The organism is Micromonospora sp. WMMD735, from assembly GCF_049178995.1.
In the GTDB taxonomy this organism is placed as follows: domain Bacteria; phylum Actinomycetota; class Actinomycetes; order Mycobacteriales; family Micromonosporaceae; genus Micromonospora; species Micromonospora wenchangensis.
Map to the genome: position 1 here is coordinate 3,957,482 of NZ_JBMHMJ010000002.1, position 15,210 is coordinate 3,972,691.

The 15,210-nt window shown below is 72.7% G+C and carries 13 protein-coding genes and 2 tRNA genes; 5 read left to right on the top strand and 10 right to left on the bottom strand.

The window, feature by feature from the left end:
* The first annotated feature begins 4 nt into the window (after nucleotides 1-4).
* Nucleotides 5-1,336: an ABC transporter substrate-binding protein gene (locus ACN268_RS16775; RefSeq protein ID WP_421483986.1), complete on the top strand. Its 1,332-nt coding sequence runs from the start codon at nucleotides 5-7 to the stop codon at nucleotides 1,334-1,336.
* A gap of 36 nt (nucleotides 1,337-1,372) precedes the next feature.
* Here ACN268_RS16775 and ACN268_RS16780 read toward each other — a convergent pair whose 3' ends face one another.
* The 7 genes from ACN268_RS16780 to ACN268_RS16810 all read right to left on the bottom strand — a co-directional run bounded on the left by ACN268_RS16780 (nucleotide 1,373) and on the right by ACN268_RS16810 (nucleotide 7,986).
* On the bottom strand, nucleotides 1,373-1,642 hold the full coding sequence (locus ACN268_RS16780) for a hypothetical protein (protein WP_204926789.1): 270 nt from the start codon (nucleotides 1,640-1,642) through the stop codon (nucleotides 1,373-1,375).
* A 118-nt stretch (nucleotides 1,643-1,760) separates the two neighbouring features.
* Nucleotides 1,761-1,834, bottom strand: a tRNA-Met gene (locus ACN268_RS16785).
* A gap of 290 nt (nucleotides 1,835-2,124) precedes the next feature.
* Nucleotides 2,125-2,198: transfer RNA gene (locus ACN268_RS16790), tRNA-Met, on the bottom strand.
* A gap of 57 nt (nucleotides 2,199-2,255) precedes the next feature.
* Nucleotides 2,256-3,203 carry a hypothetical protein gene (locus ACN268_RS16795; RefSeq protein ID WP_421483987.1) on the bottom strand — a complete coding sequence of 316 codons (948 nt, stop codon included), beginning with the start codon at nucleotides 3,201-3,203 and terminating at the stop codon, nucleotides 2,256-2,258.
* Nucleotides 3,193-3,702, bottom strand: coding sequence for a SigE family RNA polymerase sigma factor (locus ACN268_RS16800; protein WP_204926787.1), 510 nt, complete (start codon nucleotides 3,700-3,702; stop codon nucleotides 3,193-3,195). Before ACN268_RS16800 ends, ACN268_RS16795 begins: the two co-directional genes overlap by 11 nt.
* Before the next feature lie 144 nt (nucleotides 3,703-3,846).
* Nucleotides 3,847-6,843, bottom strand: a complete 2,997-nt coding sequence (locus ACN268_RS16805; protein ID WP_421483988.1) for a UPF0182 family protein — start codon at nucleotides 6,841-6,843, stop codon at nucleotides 3,847-3,849.
* Between the two features lie 129 nt (nucleotides 6,844-6,972).
* The gene (locus tag ACN268_RS16810; RefSeq protein WP_421483989.1) at nucleotides 6,973-7,986 is read right to left on the bottom strand and encodes a PDZ domain-containing protein; all 1,014 of its coding nucleotides are present in this window, start codon (nucleotides 7,984-7,986) and stop codon (nucleotides 6,973-6,975) included.
* A gap of 182 nt (nucleotides 7,987-8,168) precedes the next feature.
* Here ACN268_RS16810 and ACN268_RS16815 point away from each other — a divergent pair, with 182 nt between their 5' ends.
* Nucleotides 8,169-9,398 (top strand): zinc-dependent metalloprotease, encoded by a 1,230-nt coding sequence (locus ACN268_RS16815; protein WP_421486916.1) that lies wholly within the window; start codon nucleotides 8,169-8,171, stop codon nucleotides 9,396-9,398.
* 194 nt (nucleotides 9,399-9,592) lie between these two features.
* On the opposite strand, the gene ACN268_RS16820 is transcribed toward ACN268_RS16815, so the two are convergent.
* Both ACN268_RS16820 and ACN268_RS16825 read right to left on the bottom strand, forming a co-directional pair.
* Nucleotides 9,593-10,192, bottom strand: coding sequence for a hypothetical protein (locus ACN268_RS16820; protein WP_421483990.1), 600 nt, complete (start codon nucleotides 10,190-10,192; stop codon nucleotides 9,593-9,595).
* Between the two features lie 137 nt (nucleotides 10,193-10,329).
* Nucleotides 10,330-10,860: a M48 family metallopeptidase gene (locus tag ACN268_RS16825; RefSeq protein ID WP_088644234.1), complete on the bottom strand. Its 531-nt coding sequence runs from the start codon at nucleotides 10,858-10,860 to the stop codon at nucleotides 10,330-10,332.
* 511 nt (nucleotides 10,861-11,371) lie between these two features.
* On the opposite strand from ACN268_RS16825, the gene ACN268_RS16830 reads away from it, so the two are divergent.
* The 3 genes from ACN268_RS16830 (at nucleotide 11,372) to ACN268_RS16840 (ending at nucleotide 14,481) form a co-directional block, all read left to right on the top strand.
* Nucleotides 11,372-11,539, top strand: a complete 168-nt coding sequence (locus ACN268_RS16830) for a DUF5679 domain-containing protein (RefSeq protein WP_007464795.1) — start codon at nucleotides 11,372-11,374, stop codon at nucleotides 11,537-11,539.
* 338 nt (nucleotides 11,540-11,877) lie between these two features.
* Nucleotides 11,878-12,945 (top strand): ThiF family adenylyltransferase, encoded by a 1,068-nt coding sequence (locus ACN268_RS16835; protein WP_421483991.1) that lies wholly within the window; start codon nucleotides 11,878-11,880, stop codon nucleotides 12,943-12,945.
* Between the two features lie 204 nt (nucleotides 12,946-13,149).
* The gene (locus ACN268_RS16840) at nucleotides 13,150-14,481 is read left to right on the top strand and encodes an ABC1 kinase family protein (RefSeq protein ID WP_421483992.1); all 1,332 of its coding nucleotides are present in this window, start codon (nucleotides 13,150-13,152) and stop codon (nucleotides 14,479-14,481) included.
* Nucleotides 14,482-14,793: 312 nt separating this feature from the next.
* Here the strand turns inward: ACN268_RS16840 and ACN268_RS16845 are convergent, their stop codons facing one another.
* Nucleotides 14,794-15,159, bottom strand: coding sequence for a WhiB family transcriptional regulator (locus tag ACN268_RS16845; protein WP_204926781.1), 366 nt, complete (start codon nucleotides 15,157-15,159; stop codon nucleotides 14,794-14,796).
* Nucleotides 15,160-15,210: the final 51 nt, after the last annotated feature.

Sequence of the window (15,210 nt, forward strand, 5' to 3'; positions counted from 1 at the left end):
CCCCGTGTCCGCTGTGCGTCCCCCGCTGATCCGGCCCGGCGTCGACCCGGCCCGGCGGCGGCTGCTCGGCGCGCTGCTCGGTGTCCCGCTGCTGGCCGCGGGCGGGCTGAGCGGGTGCGGCGTCGAGGCGGAGTCGCCGACGCCGGACGGTCCGGTGGAGCTGTCGGTCTTCTGGTACGGCGGCACCCGACGGGCCGAGGCCACCGAACGGGCCCTGCGGCTGTACTCGGCCCGCAATCCGCAGGTCACCTTCCGGGTGACCTGGCAGGGGCAGGGCGGCTACTACGAGCGGCTCGCCACCCAGGCCGGCGGCGGCAACGTGCCCGACCTGTTCCAGATCGACGACTCGATGCTCGGCGACTACGCCCAGCGCGGCATCCTGCTCGACCTCGGCGGCTACGTCGACGACGGCCGGATCAACCTGAACACCCTGCCGCCCGGCCTGGTCGACTACGGAAAGATCGACGACCGGGTGTACGGCGTCGCGGCCGCGCAGACCCACGCCGCCGTGGTGTTCAACCGCGACCTGCTGCGCCGGCTCGGGGTCGCCGAACCGACCACCTCGATGACCTGGGCCGACTATCTGAGCTGGGCCGCCCGGGTGACCCGGGCCGGCCGGGGCCGGGTCGCCGGCACGATGGACCCGTCGGGCGACCACCGGGCGCTGTGGCTCTGGCTGCGTGGGCTGGGCACCCGGTTCTACCAGGGCCGCCAGTTGGGTTTCGGCCCGGCCGCGCTGCTGGACTGGTTCGAGTTCTGGGAGCGGGCCCGCAGCCAACGGGCCACCCCGGCTGCCGCCCTGGTGGACCGCGCCGACGGGGGCGAGCCGGCCCGGCAACTGGTCGTCAGCGGGCACACCGCCGCCTCGTTCGCCTGGTCGCACCAGCTTCCCGAGCTGCAGCGCTACAGCAGGGACGAGCTGGCCCTGGTCGGCTTCCCCGGCCCCCGGGCCGCCCAGTGGGACCGGGCGTCGATGTACTGGGCCGGGTTCCGGGGCACCCGGCACCCGCAGGTGGTGGCCGACGTGGTCGACTTCCTCACCGGCAGCGTGGAGGTGGGCCGGCTGCTCGGCACCGAGCGGGGCCTGCCGGCCAGCCTGACCGTACGCCAGGCGGTCGTGCAGACCCTCGACGATCCGCTTGCCGAGAAGGTCGCCGCCCTCGGCGAGGCGCTGCACCAGCAGGTCGGCCCGGCGCCCGCCCCGCCACCGCGGGGGCACGGCGAGGTGCGTGCCCTGCTCACCGAGGCGGCCCGGAGCATCCGCGCGGGACGCTCCGGGGCGCGGGCGGCGACGACACAGTTCATGGCCCGGGCCCAGGCGGCCCTGGCCCGGTGACGGGTCGGCGGGACGGGCGGTGACGCCGGTCGCGGGTCAGCGGGGCGGACGGTTGCGCCGGTTGCGGGTCAGCAGCACCACCAGTAGGACGATGCCGCCGACGACCACCAGGCAGCAGAGCAGCCCGAGGACGCCGAACCCGCCGCCCCTGGACCGTCGCCGGGCCGCCTCCACCACCAGCTCGCCGGTGCCGGTGGAGGCCCACGCGGCCACCGGCACGAAGACCGAGAGCACTACCGCGCCGAGGACCGCGCTCAGTCGGCCCCACCATGTGATCGGAGTTGACGTCTTGATCTCAGTAGACATGCCCTCATCCTGACCGAGTGCGGCAACTCTGGCACGCCGAAGCCCGCAGCGATTCCGGACGGGGCACCGGTGAACGGCGACAGGCCCCGGAGAAAAGCTCCGGGGCCTGTCGAAACAGTAGCGGGGACAGGATTTGAACCTGCGACCTCTGGGTTATGAGCCCAGCGAGCTACCGAGCTGCTCCACCCCGCGTCGGCCCGTTAAGCCTAACCCATCCGCCCGACGGAGATCGCCCGGCCCCCCGATCCACCGTCCACCCAGCTCAGGGCACCCACCGGGGAGCGCCACCGACCGCGTCGCCCGTTCGGCGGCTGCGGTACGGCCGGTTCCCGCTCCCGCGACGGCAGACCCACCGCCGGAGCGGAACCGACGACAAGCCCGGAACCGACGAGCCCCGAAACCAACGACGAGCCCGGACCCGACGACAAGCCCCGGAAACGGCGACAGGCCCCGGAGAAAAACTCCGGGGCCTGTCGAAACAGTAGCGGGGACAGGATTTGAACCTGCGACCTCTGGGTTATGAGCCCAGCGAGCTACCGAGCTGCTCCACCCCGCGTCGGCTGGTTAACCGTAACCTACCGACCCCCGGGCCCGCAAAACGGCACCCGGGCCGTCAGTCCAACCAGTCCCGCAGGGCATCCACCGCCCGCCGGCTGTCGGCGTCCACCTGCGACCGGTCACTGGACGTGCCCTCCCAGCCCTGCTCCCAGAGCACGGTCACCACGTCCCCGAGGCGGATCGCCCGGACCAGCCGGATCTCGTCCCCGCCGGCCGGGTCACCCGCCCCTTCCGAGTACGACCGGCGCAGCTCGAACAGCACCGACTCGTCGCCGTAACCGCCCCCGCCGAGCAGCCGGTACCGGGACGTCACCCCCGGGGTGTCGGACGACTGCTGGATCGGGCAGTCCCGCACCGCCGCCCGCAGCTCTCCGAGCGCGTCCCCGGCGCGACCGGTTCGGTAGAGGGTGATGGTGTGCCGGTAGCTGCCGTCCGGGACGTACCCCTTGGGGGTGTCGGCGTAGCGGAAGGCCAGGACGCGGCCCCGGCTCTGGACGACCCCGGAGTCGCCGGGGTGCGCGCCGCAGAGCTGCGGCAGCACCGGGCCGGGGGTGAACGTCGGCCGCACACCTGTCTCGTTGGCCGCAGCGAGGGTGAAGAACGCCGCGTCGGGGATCGCGGTCGGCGGTCGGTCGGACGGCGACGTGACGGCCGGGCTTGCCGGGCCGGCCGACGACCGGCCGGCGGAACCGGTGAGCGCGGACGCGGCCGGGGCGGAGGTCACCGTCGCCGCCGGCGACACCGCCGGGGCGGGCACCGAGACGGCGGTCCCCGGTGGGGAGATCGCGGGCGGCCCGGCCGGCGTACCGGGCGCGGCGGTGAGCACGAACCGGGTGCCGGCCGCCGTCCCGCCCACCAGGGCCGCCACGACCAGCACCCCCGCCGCCGCCCGTAGCCGGGCCCGCCGGTCGGCGTACCGCCGGACCAGGTCGGGCGGAACCAGGCCGCCGGGGTCGGTGTCCTGCGCCAACGACCGGTAGAAACGGTGCAGCTCACGCGACATCGTTGACCTCCAACTCCTTCGCCGAGACGCCGGGGAGCAGCTCGGCCAGCCGGGACCGCCCCCGGGACAGCCACGACTTCACGGTGCCGCTGGGCACCCGGGCCTCCCGGGCGATCTCGTCCACCGGCATGTCGAACAGGTAGTGCAGGGCCAGCGCCTGACGCTGGTTGGCGGGGAGCTGCCGCAGCGCGGCCACCAGCAGCACGGTGTCCTCACCGGGTGGCCGCACGTCCTCCGGCGGACCGGTACGGCTGATCGCCGTCCGCCAGCTCCGTAACCGGCGGAACCGGTCGGCGGCCAGTCGGCTGACCACCAGCCGCAGCCACGCCTCCGGCGCGGGGTGCTGCGCCAGCCGACCCCACTGCCGCCAGGCGCGGGCGTACGCCTCCTGGACGAGGTCCTGTGCCTCGCCGTGGTCGCCCGCCACCGCGTGGCCGTAGCGCAGGGTCCGCGCCGAGGTGCTCCGGTAGAACTCGTCGAAACTACGTTCGTCCCTCATGCCCGCACCACGTCCCCCCGTCCCGGCCATCTGCACTGGAGACGGTCAGCGGCATCGTCAGGTTGCGGGACGACTGGTCGGAAAAGCGACGGGACCCACGATCCCGGTGGCGGATCGTGGGCCCCGTCGACGCGGGCGGTCCGGTCAGCCGCCGCCGGACGGCGACGGCGTGGCGGGCGGGTTACCGCTGGGCGTGCCCGCCGGGTTGCCCTGCTGGGCCTGCTGGAAGGCGGTGATCGCCTCGTCCAGTGCCTTCAGCGCGCGGCCGTACCGCTCGAAGTCGCCGGACGCCTGCGCGGCCTTGACCTCGGCGATGGCCGTCTGGACCCGCTGAGCGGCGGCGGCCAGGTCGGCGCTGGGCGGTGGGCTGCTCGCCCCGGGCGAGGCCGTGGGCGAGGGCGACGGCGGGGTGCCGCCCGAGGGCGGCGGGGTCTCGCCACCCGGTGGCGCAGTGGTTCCCTGGCCGGCCCGTTTGCCCTGCTCGACGAGCTGCTTGATGCCGTCGCTGACGTTGTTGGCCAGCACCACGTACGAGCCGCCGTCGCCGTAGGACAGGAGCACCTTCTGCAACAGCGGGTACGCGTCCTGCTGGTTGCTCTTGACGTAGACCGGCTCTACGTAGAGCATCCCGTTGCCGAACGGTAGGGAGAGCAGGTTGCCGTACTGCACCTGGGCCTGGTTGGAGGAGAGCAGGTTCAGCTCGGTCCGGATGGTCGCGTTGTTGGTCATCTGCTGGTGCACCTGCACCGGGCCGGAGATCCGGGTCTGGTCGGGTAGCTCCAGCACCTCCAGTTTCGGCCGCCCGTCGACGTACGACCCGGAGATCAGCGCGGCGAGGTTCTGCCTGCCGTTCGGGGTGACCGCCGAGGTGAGCTGGAACCGGGGGGCGTCCTGGTTGGGGAACTGGGTGAACAGGTAGTACGGCGGCTGCTTCTGCCCGCTGTCCGGCGCGTCCGGCACGTTCGGTACCTGCCAGAAGTCCTGGCCTGAGTAGAAGTCGCCGGGGTTGGTGACGTGGAACTTGGTGAGCAGGTTGCGCTGCACCTTGAACATGTCGGCCGGGTAGCGGAAGTGGGCGGCCAGGTCGGCCGGGATGGCGCTCTTGGGCAGCACCAGGTCCCCGCCGAACGCCTTGTTCCACGCCTTGAGCACCGGGTCGGCGTCGTCGAACTCGTAGAGCCGGACCGTGCCGTCGTACGCGTCGACGGTGGCCTTCACCGAGTTGCGCATGTAGTTGACGTTCTCCCGGGCGAGCTGGAACGTGCCCCGGTTGGTCAGCTCGTCGGTGGTCTCCTGCTGGAGGTTGATCCGCTCGGCGTACGGGTAGGTCGCGGCCGTGGTGTAGCCGTCGATGATCCACTGGATCTTGCCGCCCACCACCGCCGGGTACGGGTCGCCGTCGAGGGTGAGGAACGGCGCGACCTTCTCCACCCGGTCCCGGGGGTTACGCACGTACAGCAGCTTCGAGTTGTCGTTGACCGCCTCGGAGAGCAGGAAGTTCGTCTCCTGCTCCTTGATCGAGTAGAGCAGCCGCCTGGTGAACGAGCCGATCTCGACGCCGCCCTCACCGGTGTAGGTGTAGTACTGCTCGCCGCCGGTGGTCGGGGTGGGCCGGTCGAACTCGACGTCCTTGTCCGCGCTGGTCTGGCCGACGATGGCGTAGTCGTCGGGCTGCATCCGCTCGCCGTAGTAGATCCGCGGCTGGCTGGCCGGGATCTGCTCGGCCTGCGAGGAGCACGCCTCCTGCGCCTTCTCGCCGAGGAAGCCGGAGACGAAGTACGGCTGCCCACCGCAGACCACCTGGTTGGCCGGGGCCGCGACCAGCCCGTAACCGTGGGTGTAGACGGTGTGCCGGTTGATCCAGTTGTTCTGCTGGTCGGTCAGCTCGCCGTAGTTGATCTCCCGGACCCCGACCACGTAGTCGGAGGTCTTGTTCTCCACCGAGTAGCGGTCGATGTCCAGCTTGGGGCCGAAATCGTAGAACCCCCGGACCTGTTGGAGCTGGGTGTACGTCTCGGAGACGAGCTGCGGGTCGAGCAGCCGGACGTTCGGCACCACCGAGGTGTCGGTGGCCAGGCTGGCCGGGGGCACCAGGTTGCTCGCCGCGTACCCCTCGGTCTGCACCTCGGATATGTCGAACGCGGCGCGGGTGGCGTCGATGCTGCGCTGGATGTACGGGGCCTCCTTGTCCCGGGCGCTCGGCTTGACCTCGAAGGTCTGCACCGCCCAGGGGTAGATGCCGCCGATCGCGACGGCGGAGACGCCGAGCAGGGCCAGCGAGATGCCCGGCCAGACCAGGTTCCGCATCACCGCGTTGGAGAACACGATGATGGCGATGGCCACCACCACCGAGATGTACGCCAGGATCTCCTTGGCCGGCAGCAGCGCGTTGACGTCGGCGTAGCCGGCGCCGTACAGCTTGGCGCCCTCGTTGTACTCCAGCAGCATGGCCCGCCGGTCCAGCACGTACGCGACGGCCTTGAGCAGGACGAAGACCGCGACCAGCGTGCTCAGGTGGGCCCGCGCGGCGCCTGTCATCCGGTCACCGACGCCCTGCAGGCGCACCCCGCCGAAGATGTAGTGCACGGCCAGCGCACCGATCAGGGCCAGCACCACGGCGGTGAAGCCGACCCCGAGCAGGTAGCGCCAGAACGGCAACTGGAAGACGTAGAAGCCGACGTCGATGCCGAACTCCGGGTCCTTGACGCCGAAGTCACCGCCGTTGCGGAACAGCAGCCACTGCGACCAGCGACCCTGCGCGGAGAGCCCGGCGAACAGGCCGAGCACCACGGCGGTCAGGCTGATCCAGGTGCCGATGCGCGGGGTGAGCAGCATCCGGTACCGCTCCAGGGTGGCCTGCTCCAGCGAGTGCGGGCGCAGCTTCGGCCGCAGCCGGTACGCAAGCCACAGGTTCCCGCCCACGAACGCGGCCAGGCCGAGCCCGACGGCGAGGAAGAGCAGCAGCCGGGTGAGCAGCACGCCGGTGAACACCTGGGTGTAGCGGACCTCGTCGAACCACAGCCAGTCCGTCCACGCCTGCACCCCCCAGCCCAGCAGGGTGAACAGGAGGAACACCCCGACCAGGACCCCGATGGTGACGCGTCCGCGCCGACTCATCCTCGGCAGGGGGCTGCTACGCATGGCCACTGTTTGGCTCCGCACGCTCGATGTGATCGGCTCCGGACAGGCACCCAGAGTACGGGGTGTTCCTGAACGTGTCGGGTCAGGTCGTGCCCGGGTCGCCGCCGGTGTTCCGGCGTGGCCCCGCCCTCAGCAGCGGGTCGGTTCCCCACCGGCGCGCAACGTGTCCAACGCGGTCAATGCCTCGTCCAGCGAGCCGACCTTCAGCATGGGCAGACCGGGCTGCGGGTTGCGGACCGCCTCGGCGCAGTTGTCGGCGGGGACCAGGAACACCTTGGCCCCGGCCTTCTTCGCCCCGACCAGCTTCTGGGCGATGCCGCCGATCGGACCGACCCGACCCTCGTCGTCGATGGTGCCGGTGCCGGCGATGATCTTCCCGCCGGTCAGGTCCTCCGGCTTGAGCTTGTCGATGATGCCGAGGGCGAACATCAGCCCGGCGCTCGGGCCGCCGATGTCCTTCAGGTCGATCTTCAGGGTGAACGGGTGCGGCTGCCGCTGGTCGGGGACCACGCCGATGCGCGGGCGGCCGTCGGACTCCCGGCTGGTGACGGTGGCGGTGCCGGCTGCGCCGTCGCGGACGTACCCGATGGTCAGCGCGGTGCCGGCGGGCTTGCCCCGGACCAGCTCGACCAGCCGGGACGCCGAGGTGACCTTCGCGCCGTCGACGGTGGTGACCACGTCGCCGGCCTTGAGCGCACCGGCCGCCGGACCGTCCGCGGCGACCTCCTTCGCCACCACCTCGACCGGGTAGCCGAGCTTGACCAGCGCCGCGGTCTCGGCGCTGCTCTGCGAGTTCTGGAAGTCCTCCGCGTTGCGCTTCTCGACCTCCTCCTGCGACTCGCCCGGCGGGTAGACCAGTTCCCGGGGGACCACCGCCTCGTCCTTGGACAGCCAGCCGGCGATCGCGGCGCGCAGCTTCACCGTCGGCTGCACGCCGACCGTGGTCATCCGGAGCTGACCGACGGAGGTGGAGGTCTCCCGGCCGCTGACCTGGATGACCTCCCGGCCGTCGTTGGTGCCCAGGGTGTTCACCGTCGGACCGGGGCCGAGCACCACGTACGGGATGGGCGCGCCGAGCACGCCGATGCTCAGCAGGGTGGTGAGCAGAGCACCGAGGAGGACGGTCACGCCACGACGTCTCATGCGGCAGAGCGTACCGACCGGTGGTGGCGGGTCCGGCGGGCTGCGGCGGACTTCGCCCTCAGCGCAACGCCGACGGCGGCTACCAGGGGCGCGGCGCGCGTACCGTAGACGTCGTGCCTGATATTCCGTTCGGTTTCGCGCTCCCGGGTGGGCAACCACCAGACCCCAACGATCCCGCGCAGATGCAGCAGTTCATGTCACAGTTGCAGCACCTGCTCTCCGCGCCGGGCAGCGGGCCGGTCAACTGGGACCTGGCCCGCCAGGTGGCCGCCAGCCAGCTCGCGGCCACGGGTGACCCGATGGCCTCCCCCTACGAACGGCACGCGGTGGAGGAGGCGCTGCGCCTGGCCGACCTCTGGCTGGAGCCGGCCTCGGCCTGGCCGACGGGCATCCGCGTCTCCCTGGCCTGGAACCGCAACGAGTGGATCTACAAGACGCTCGACGTCTGGCGCAAGCTCTGCGACCCGGTCGCCAGCCGGATGGTCGGCGCGATGGGCGACCTGGTCCCGCCGGAGGCCCGCGCCCAGCTCGGCCCGATGCAGTCGATGGTCGCCACCCTGGGCGGGGCGCTCTTCGGCGGTCAGCTCGGGCAGGCCCTCGGGCAGCTCGCCGCCGAGGTGCTCTCCGCCGGTGACATCGGCCTGCCGCTCGGCCCGGCCGGCACCGCCGCGCTGATCCCGGCCAACATCCGGGTGTACGGCGAGGGCCTGGAGCTGCCGGAGGACGAGGTACGCCTCTACGTCGCCCTGCGCGAGGCGGCCCACCAGCGGCTCTTCGAGCACGTCCCGTGGCTGCGCGGGCACGTGCTGACCGCGGTCGAGAACTACGCGTCAGGCATCCGGGTCAACCGGGAGGCGATCGAGGAGGCGATGGGCCGGGTCGACCCGACCGACCCGGAGTCGATGCAGGCGATCGCCCTGGAAGGGATCTTCACCCCGGAGGACACCCCCGCGCAGAAGGCGTCGCTGGCCCGGCTGGAGACGGTGCTCGCGCTGGTCGAGGGCTGGGTCTGCCACGTGGTGGACAGCGCGGCGGCCGACCGGCTGCCCAACGTGGTCCGCCTCGGCGAGGCGTTCCGTCGCCGCCGGGCGGCCGGCGGGCCGGCCGAGCAGACCTTCGCCGCGCTGGTCGGTCTGGAGCTGCGCCCACGTCGGCTGCGGGAGGCGTCGGCGCTCTGGGCGGCGCTGACCGAGCACCGGGGCATCGCCGGGCGGGACGCGGTCTGGGGCCACCCCGACCTGCTCCCCTCGGACGCCGACTTCGCCGACCCGGTGGCGTTCGCGACCACCTCGACGGACCTCGACGACGAGCTGGCCACCTTCGACTTCACCGCACCGGGCGGCCCCGAGGAGCAGGCGCCGGGCAGCCGTCCCCGTCCCGACGACACCCCGGGCGACACCGACCGCCCCTGACCGGTCCCGACCAGCCGCGACACCGGCCGGACCGCCCGACTCCCGGGCGGGCCCGGCCGGTCGCCGTCGGTCGGCCGGCTGCGCTGGTCGGGCCAGGTGCGCTGGTCGGGTCACGTGCGGTGACCGGTCAGGGCGGGTCGGGCCAGGTGCGGTGACCGGTCAGGTGCACGGGTCGGGCCAGGTGCCGTGGCCGGTCAGGTGCGGTGGCCGGAGAGCAGGGCGCGGGTCGCCTCCCAACCCTCGACGGCCGGGTCGAGGGCGGCCAGGTCGGCCGGGCCGCGCAGCCGGTGCCAGCCGGGGGTGACCGCCACGTCGGCCGGGGCGGGGGCCGCGCGCCGCAGGTCCGCCGGCCCGGCCACGTCCAGGTCCAGCGCCGGCAGCCATTCGGGTACGGGCAGCCGGGACGCCACCCCGAGCAGCCCCGGACCGCCCTCGACGGGGGCGACCGCGACGGGTCGACTGGTCAACGGTCGCAGCAGCTTGCCCAGGACGAGCCCCGGCAGGTCGGGGGCGTCGGCAGCCACCACGGCGGCCTGGTCGTACCCGTCGAGGGCGGCCAGCACGGCGGCGACGGTCGGCTCGGGCACCTCGTACACGGGGGTGTCGGGCCAGCGCACCGCGTCGGCCAGCCAGCGGTCGGCCGGGGTCACCGCGAGCGCGGACTCCACCTCGGCGAGGGTGGCGAACAGGTCCACCACGTCCTCGGCCAGGGCGGTGCGCCAGCGCGTCGGTTCCACCCCGGGTGGCGACCAGACCACCGGACCGAGCAACGCCACCACCACCCGTCGGACCATCCCCCGACCCTAGTCGGCGCGGTACGGGTGATCGACTCCTGTGGGCCGAAGTAGCGCCCTCGACGCCGCCCGGACACCGCTACCTGCGCCCCGATGAGTTGATCATCCCAGGGCAGGACGGTCGACGGGGGTGGCGGTCAACCGGCGATCGGCACGGCGGAGGCGGCGGCGACCCCCTCCAGGTAGCCCCGGGCCCGTTCGGTCTTGGCGTACCGGCCGACCAGGGCCCAGAAGCGGGCGTTGTGGCTCGGCACGATGAGGTGCGCCAACTCGTGCAGCAGCACGTAGTCGAGCACCCAGTCGGGCATCTCCTGGAGCCGGTGCGAGATCCGGATGGTCCGGTCGGCGGGGGTGCAGGAACCCCACCGGCCGTTCTGGTTGGTGACCCAGCGGACGCTGGCCGGCAGGGCGTCGCCGCCCTGGTCGGCCAGGTACAGGTTGATCAGGCGCAGGGCCCGGTCGAGCAGTTCGGTGTCGTTGCGGGCCAGCCGACCCTCCCGGGCGGCGAGCCGGGCGAGCATCCGGTCGACCCACTCGCTCTCCTCGGCCCGGGAGAACTGGTCCGGGATGAGCACCACGACCCGCTCGCCGTCCCGGTAGGCGGACACCGTGCGTCGCCGGCGCTGACTGCGCCGTACCTCGACGACTGGCTTCCGCGCGGCCGCCATCAGTGGGCCGCGCAGCCGTGGTTTCCTGCCACGATGGAAAGCTAATGCGTACTGACCAGGGGTCCGCAAGGGTCAACACCCCGACACGCGCCCGGAAAATGGTGGTTAGTAGTAAGGAGTCCGAAAAAAACTGGTGGTGACCATGAGCCTGAACCCCCGTCACCCTTCGTGGCGACGTCGGCGGCCACCCTCGGGCGCGATCTCCACCGTAGGTGATCGGCCTCGACCACGCCGCCGCACCCCCGTCCGGGGGACCTCCCAGAGGGCTCCACACGGCGTGTCCCCGGCAAACTCACTTATCCCGCCTATTTCGGGATGCACACTCTCGACGTCGACTTGCTCACAGTGTCGATGCACCGCTGACATGGAACCGCCCAGACCTGGGTAGGGTCCGCCAACCGGCGGTCACGTGGGTGGCCGCGGAGAAGGACCCGGCGCCGGCGCCCCCACGGCCCGCCGCCGGGAGCACCGCCGGACCGACGTGCCCGGCGGACGAGACGAGGAGGCTACCGTGGCCGACCAGGCCCAGACCTACAACGGTTACTGCGTGAAGTGCAAGGAGAAGCGGGACTTCGAGGGGCACGTCGAGGTTTCGAAGACCGGGATGAACATGGCCAAGGGCAAGTGTCCGGTGTGCGGCACAACAGTGAACCGCATCCTGGGCAAGGCCAAGGTCTGACCAGTCCGGGTACGACGCGGGAGGGGCGGCCCATCGGGCCGCCCCTCCCGCGACTCCGACCCGAACCGCGACTCCGACCCGAACCGCGACTCCGACCCGAACCGCGACTCCGACCCGAACCGCGACTCCGACCCGAACCGGTCCGCAGCATCCCATCGGCCTGCCCGCGGCGGCGTTCCGTCGTCCGCCAACCCGGTGGCAGCCGTGTCGGCTACCCGACATGACTCCCGGTGATCTGTGGATAACTCGCCGAATCCTGTGGACAACGCTGGATCTGGCGCTGCACACCTGTGGACAACGATCGACGCACCGCAGGGACTCGGTCACGATTCGTCATCATGAGCCCGCCCCGTACCGCGCCCTCCCGTACCGCGCTGCTGCGTCCCGCCCTGCTACCGGGCCTGACCCGGCTCTGGCGGGACCGGCACACCCTGCAACTGGGGCTGACGCCCGGCCGGGCCGTCCTGCTGGAGGTGGCCGACTCGCGGGTCACCCGGCTGCTCGACCTGCTCGACGGCACCCGCAGTGAACGCGATGTGCTGGCCGACGCGGCAAGTGCCCGGGTCGATCCGGGCCAGGCCCGGGGGTTGATCGACACCCTGCACGCCGCCGGGCTGGTCGTACCGGCGCACACCCTGCTCCCCCGTGACCTGACCGGCCCCGACCGGACCCGGCTGGCCGCGGAGACCGGGGCGCTCGCCCTGGCCGGGCCCACCCTGCCCGGCACCCCGGCCCAGGTGCTGCGTCGCCGCCGGGTCGCCCGGGTGGCGGTGGCCGGGTCGGGTCGGCTCGGTGCGCCCGTCGCCGTGGCCCTGGCGCAGGCCGGCGTCGGGCAGGTGGCGGTCGGACTGACCGGCCCGGTGCAGCCGGGTGACCTGGTGGGCACCGGGCTGGCCGCCGCCGACGTCGGGCGGCCGCTGGCCGACGCGGTCCGGGCCGCCATCGACCGCGCCGCCCCGGGCACCCGCACCCGCCCGGCCGGCCGCCACCGGGTCGAGTTGGTGGTGCAGCTCGGTACGGACCGTCCGGCGGACCTGCTCGCCACCGGGTTCGCCGGGCGTCGCCAGCCCCACCTGCTGCTCACCCTGCGGGAGGGGATGCCGGTGGTCGGCCCCCTGGTCCGGCCGCCGGTGGGCCCCTGCCTGCACTGCCTGGAGCTGCACCGCACCGACCGTGACCCGGGCTGGCCCGGCCTGGCCGCCCAACTCGCCACCGGCCCGGTCGACCACTCCTGTGGCACCGCCACCCTGCTCACCGCCGCCGGTTACGCGGTCGCCGAGGTGCTGGCCCAGCTCGACGGCGGCACCCCGGAGACGGTGGGCTGCACGGTGGAGGTCGGGCCGGGCGGCCGGTTACGCCGTCGGGCCTGGGCCCCGCACCCCGGCTGCTCCTGCTCGGGCCGCTGACCCGGGCCGCCACCCGACAGGCCGCAGCCACAACCAGGCCGGGACGAACCCGGTCGGCCGGCCCGTCCGGGGGCAGCGGAGGGGCAGCAAACGGGCGTCGCGGGGATGACGGACGGGCGTCGCGGGAACACGGAACGGGGGACGGGGCCACCCAGCCCGGCTTCAGCGCAGCAGCGGGGCCATGAAGTCGGTAACAATGGCCAGGTGACCGACATCCCGCGCCGCGCCGTGTCCCGGACCGCCAAGCTCGCCGCTCTGCCGCTCGGCTTCGCCGGTCGGACCGTCCTCGGGATGGGCAAGCGCGTCACCGGCATCGCCTCCGACGTCATCTCCGCCGAGATCCAACAACGCACCGCCGAGCAGTTGTTCAGCGTCCTCGGGCAGCTCAAGGGCGGGGCGATGAAGTTCGGCCAGGCGCTGTCGGTGTTCGAGGCGGCGTTGCCTGACGAGATCGCCGCCCCCTACCGGCAGGCGTTGACCAAGCTCCAGGAGGCCGCCCCGCCGTTGCCGGTGGCGAGCGTGCACAAGGTGCTCGCGGAGCAGCTCGGGCCGGACTGGCGGGACCGGTTCGTCGAGTTCGACGACGCCCCGGCTGCGGCGGCCAGCATCGGCCAGGTGCACCGGGCGGTGTGGCGGGACCCGGAGACCGGGGTCTCCCGGTCCGCCGCCGTCAAGATCCAGTACCCGGGTGCGGGGGACGCGTTGCTCGCCGACCTCAAGCAGCTCTCCCGGCTGGGCGGGATGTTCCGCGCCATCCAGCCCGGCCTGGACGTCAAGCCGCTCCTGGCCGAGCTGCGGGAACGGATCACCGAGGAGTTGGACTACGAGCTGGAGGCCGAGTCGCAGCGCGCCTTCGCCGCCGCGTACGCCGACGACCCGGAGATCTTCATCCCGGCGGTGCTCTCGTCGTCGCCCCGGGTGCTGGTCACCGAGTGGATCGAGGGGACACCGCTGGCGGACATCATCCGGGAGGGCACCGAGGAGCAGCGCGACACGGCCGGCCGGTTGATGGCGACCCTGCACCTGTCCGCCCCGCCCCGGGCCGGGCTGCTGCACGCCGACCCGCACCCGGGCAACTTCCGGTTGCTGCCGGACGGCCGGCTCGGTGTGATCGACTTCGGCGCGGTGGCCCGGATGCCCGAGGGCACCCCGGAGCCGATCGGCCGGCTACTCGGGCTGTCGTTGCGCGGCGACGCCGACGCGGTCGTCGCCGGACTGCGCGAGGAGGGCTTCGTCAACCCGACCGAGCCGATCGACGCGCAGGCGCTGCTGGACTACATCCGCCCGATGCTGGACCCGGTGGCGCAGGAGGAGTTCCGGTTCACCCGGGCCTGGTTGCGCGCCGAGGCGACCCGGCTGGCCAGCCCGAAGTCACCCGCCTTCCAGTTCAGCCGGCAGCTCAACCTGCCGCCGTCGTACCTGCTGATCCACCGGGTGACGCTGGGCTCGATCGGGGTGCTCTGCCAGTTGGAGGCGAAGGCACCCTACCGGGGGATCCTGGAACGCTGGCTACCCGGCTTCGCCCCGGTCGCCTGACCGGCGACGGCCGACCGACACGACGCGGGGGCGGTGACCGTGATCCGGTCACCGCCCCCGCGTATCAGTGGTGGTTTCAGAGAACGCCCAGGTCGCGAGCCGACTGGCTCCGGCTGTTCATCGCGACGGTACGGGCGGAACGGTGCGCCTCAGTGCTCGTGGTGGTACGACCGGCCTGAGGCCGGCGCATTCGAGCCCGGGACAACGCTTCGTGGAGTAGTTGCATCTCGGTTCCGTTCGGCAGGTGCAGCATCGGGGTCAACTTTCTCTGGGCCAACGGATGTCGGCGGTGGGTGGAACGGATCGGGTAGGTCAGGCTGCCAGTCGGACGGCGCTGCGCGAGGTGGCCAGACCACTGGCCGCCAGTCGCGCCTCGGCCTCGACCCGGAGGGCGGCGTCGCGGGCGAGGTCCTCCTTACGCGGACGGCCCCGGGGCCGCTTACGCGGGACGACCGCGCCACGCTCGAAGATCTCGCCGCCCCAGACGCCCCACGGCTCGGCCCGCTCGACCGCCCCGGCCAGGCACTCGACGCGCAGCGGGCAGTCCCCGCAGAGCGACTTGGCCAGCTCCAGGTCGGTGGGCGAGTCGGAGAACCACAGGTCGGGGTCGAACTTCCGACAGGGCAGGTTCGCCTCCAGCTCGACGCTCACGTCGAGGGGGGCCAACGCCAGACTCATCTCCCGGTCACCTCTCTCTCACTTCGATCTCGTGGATCGCATTCCGACGTA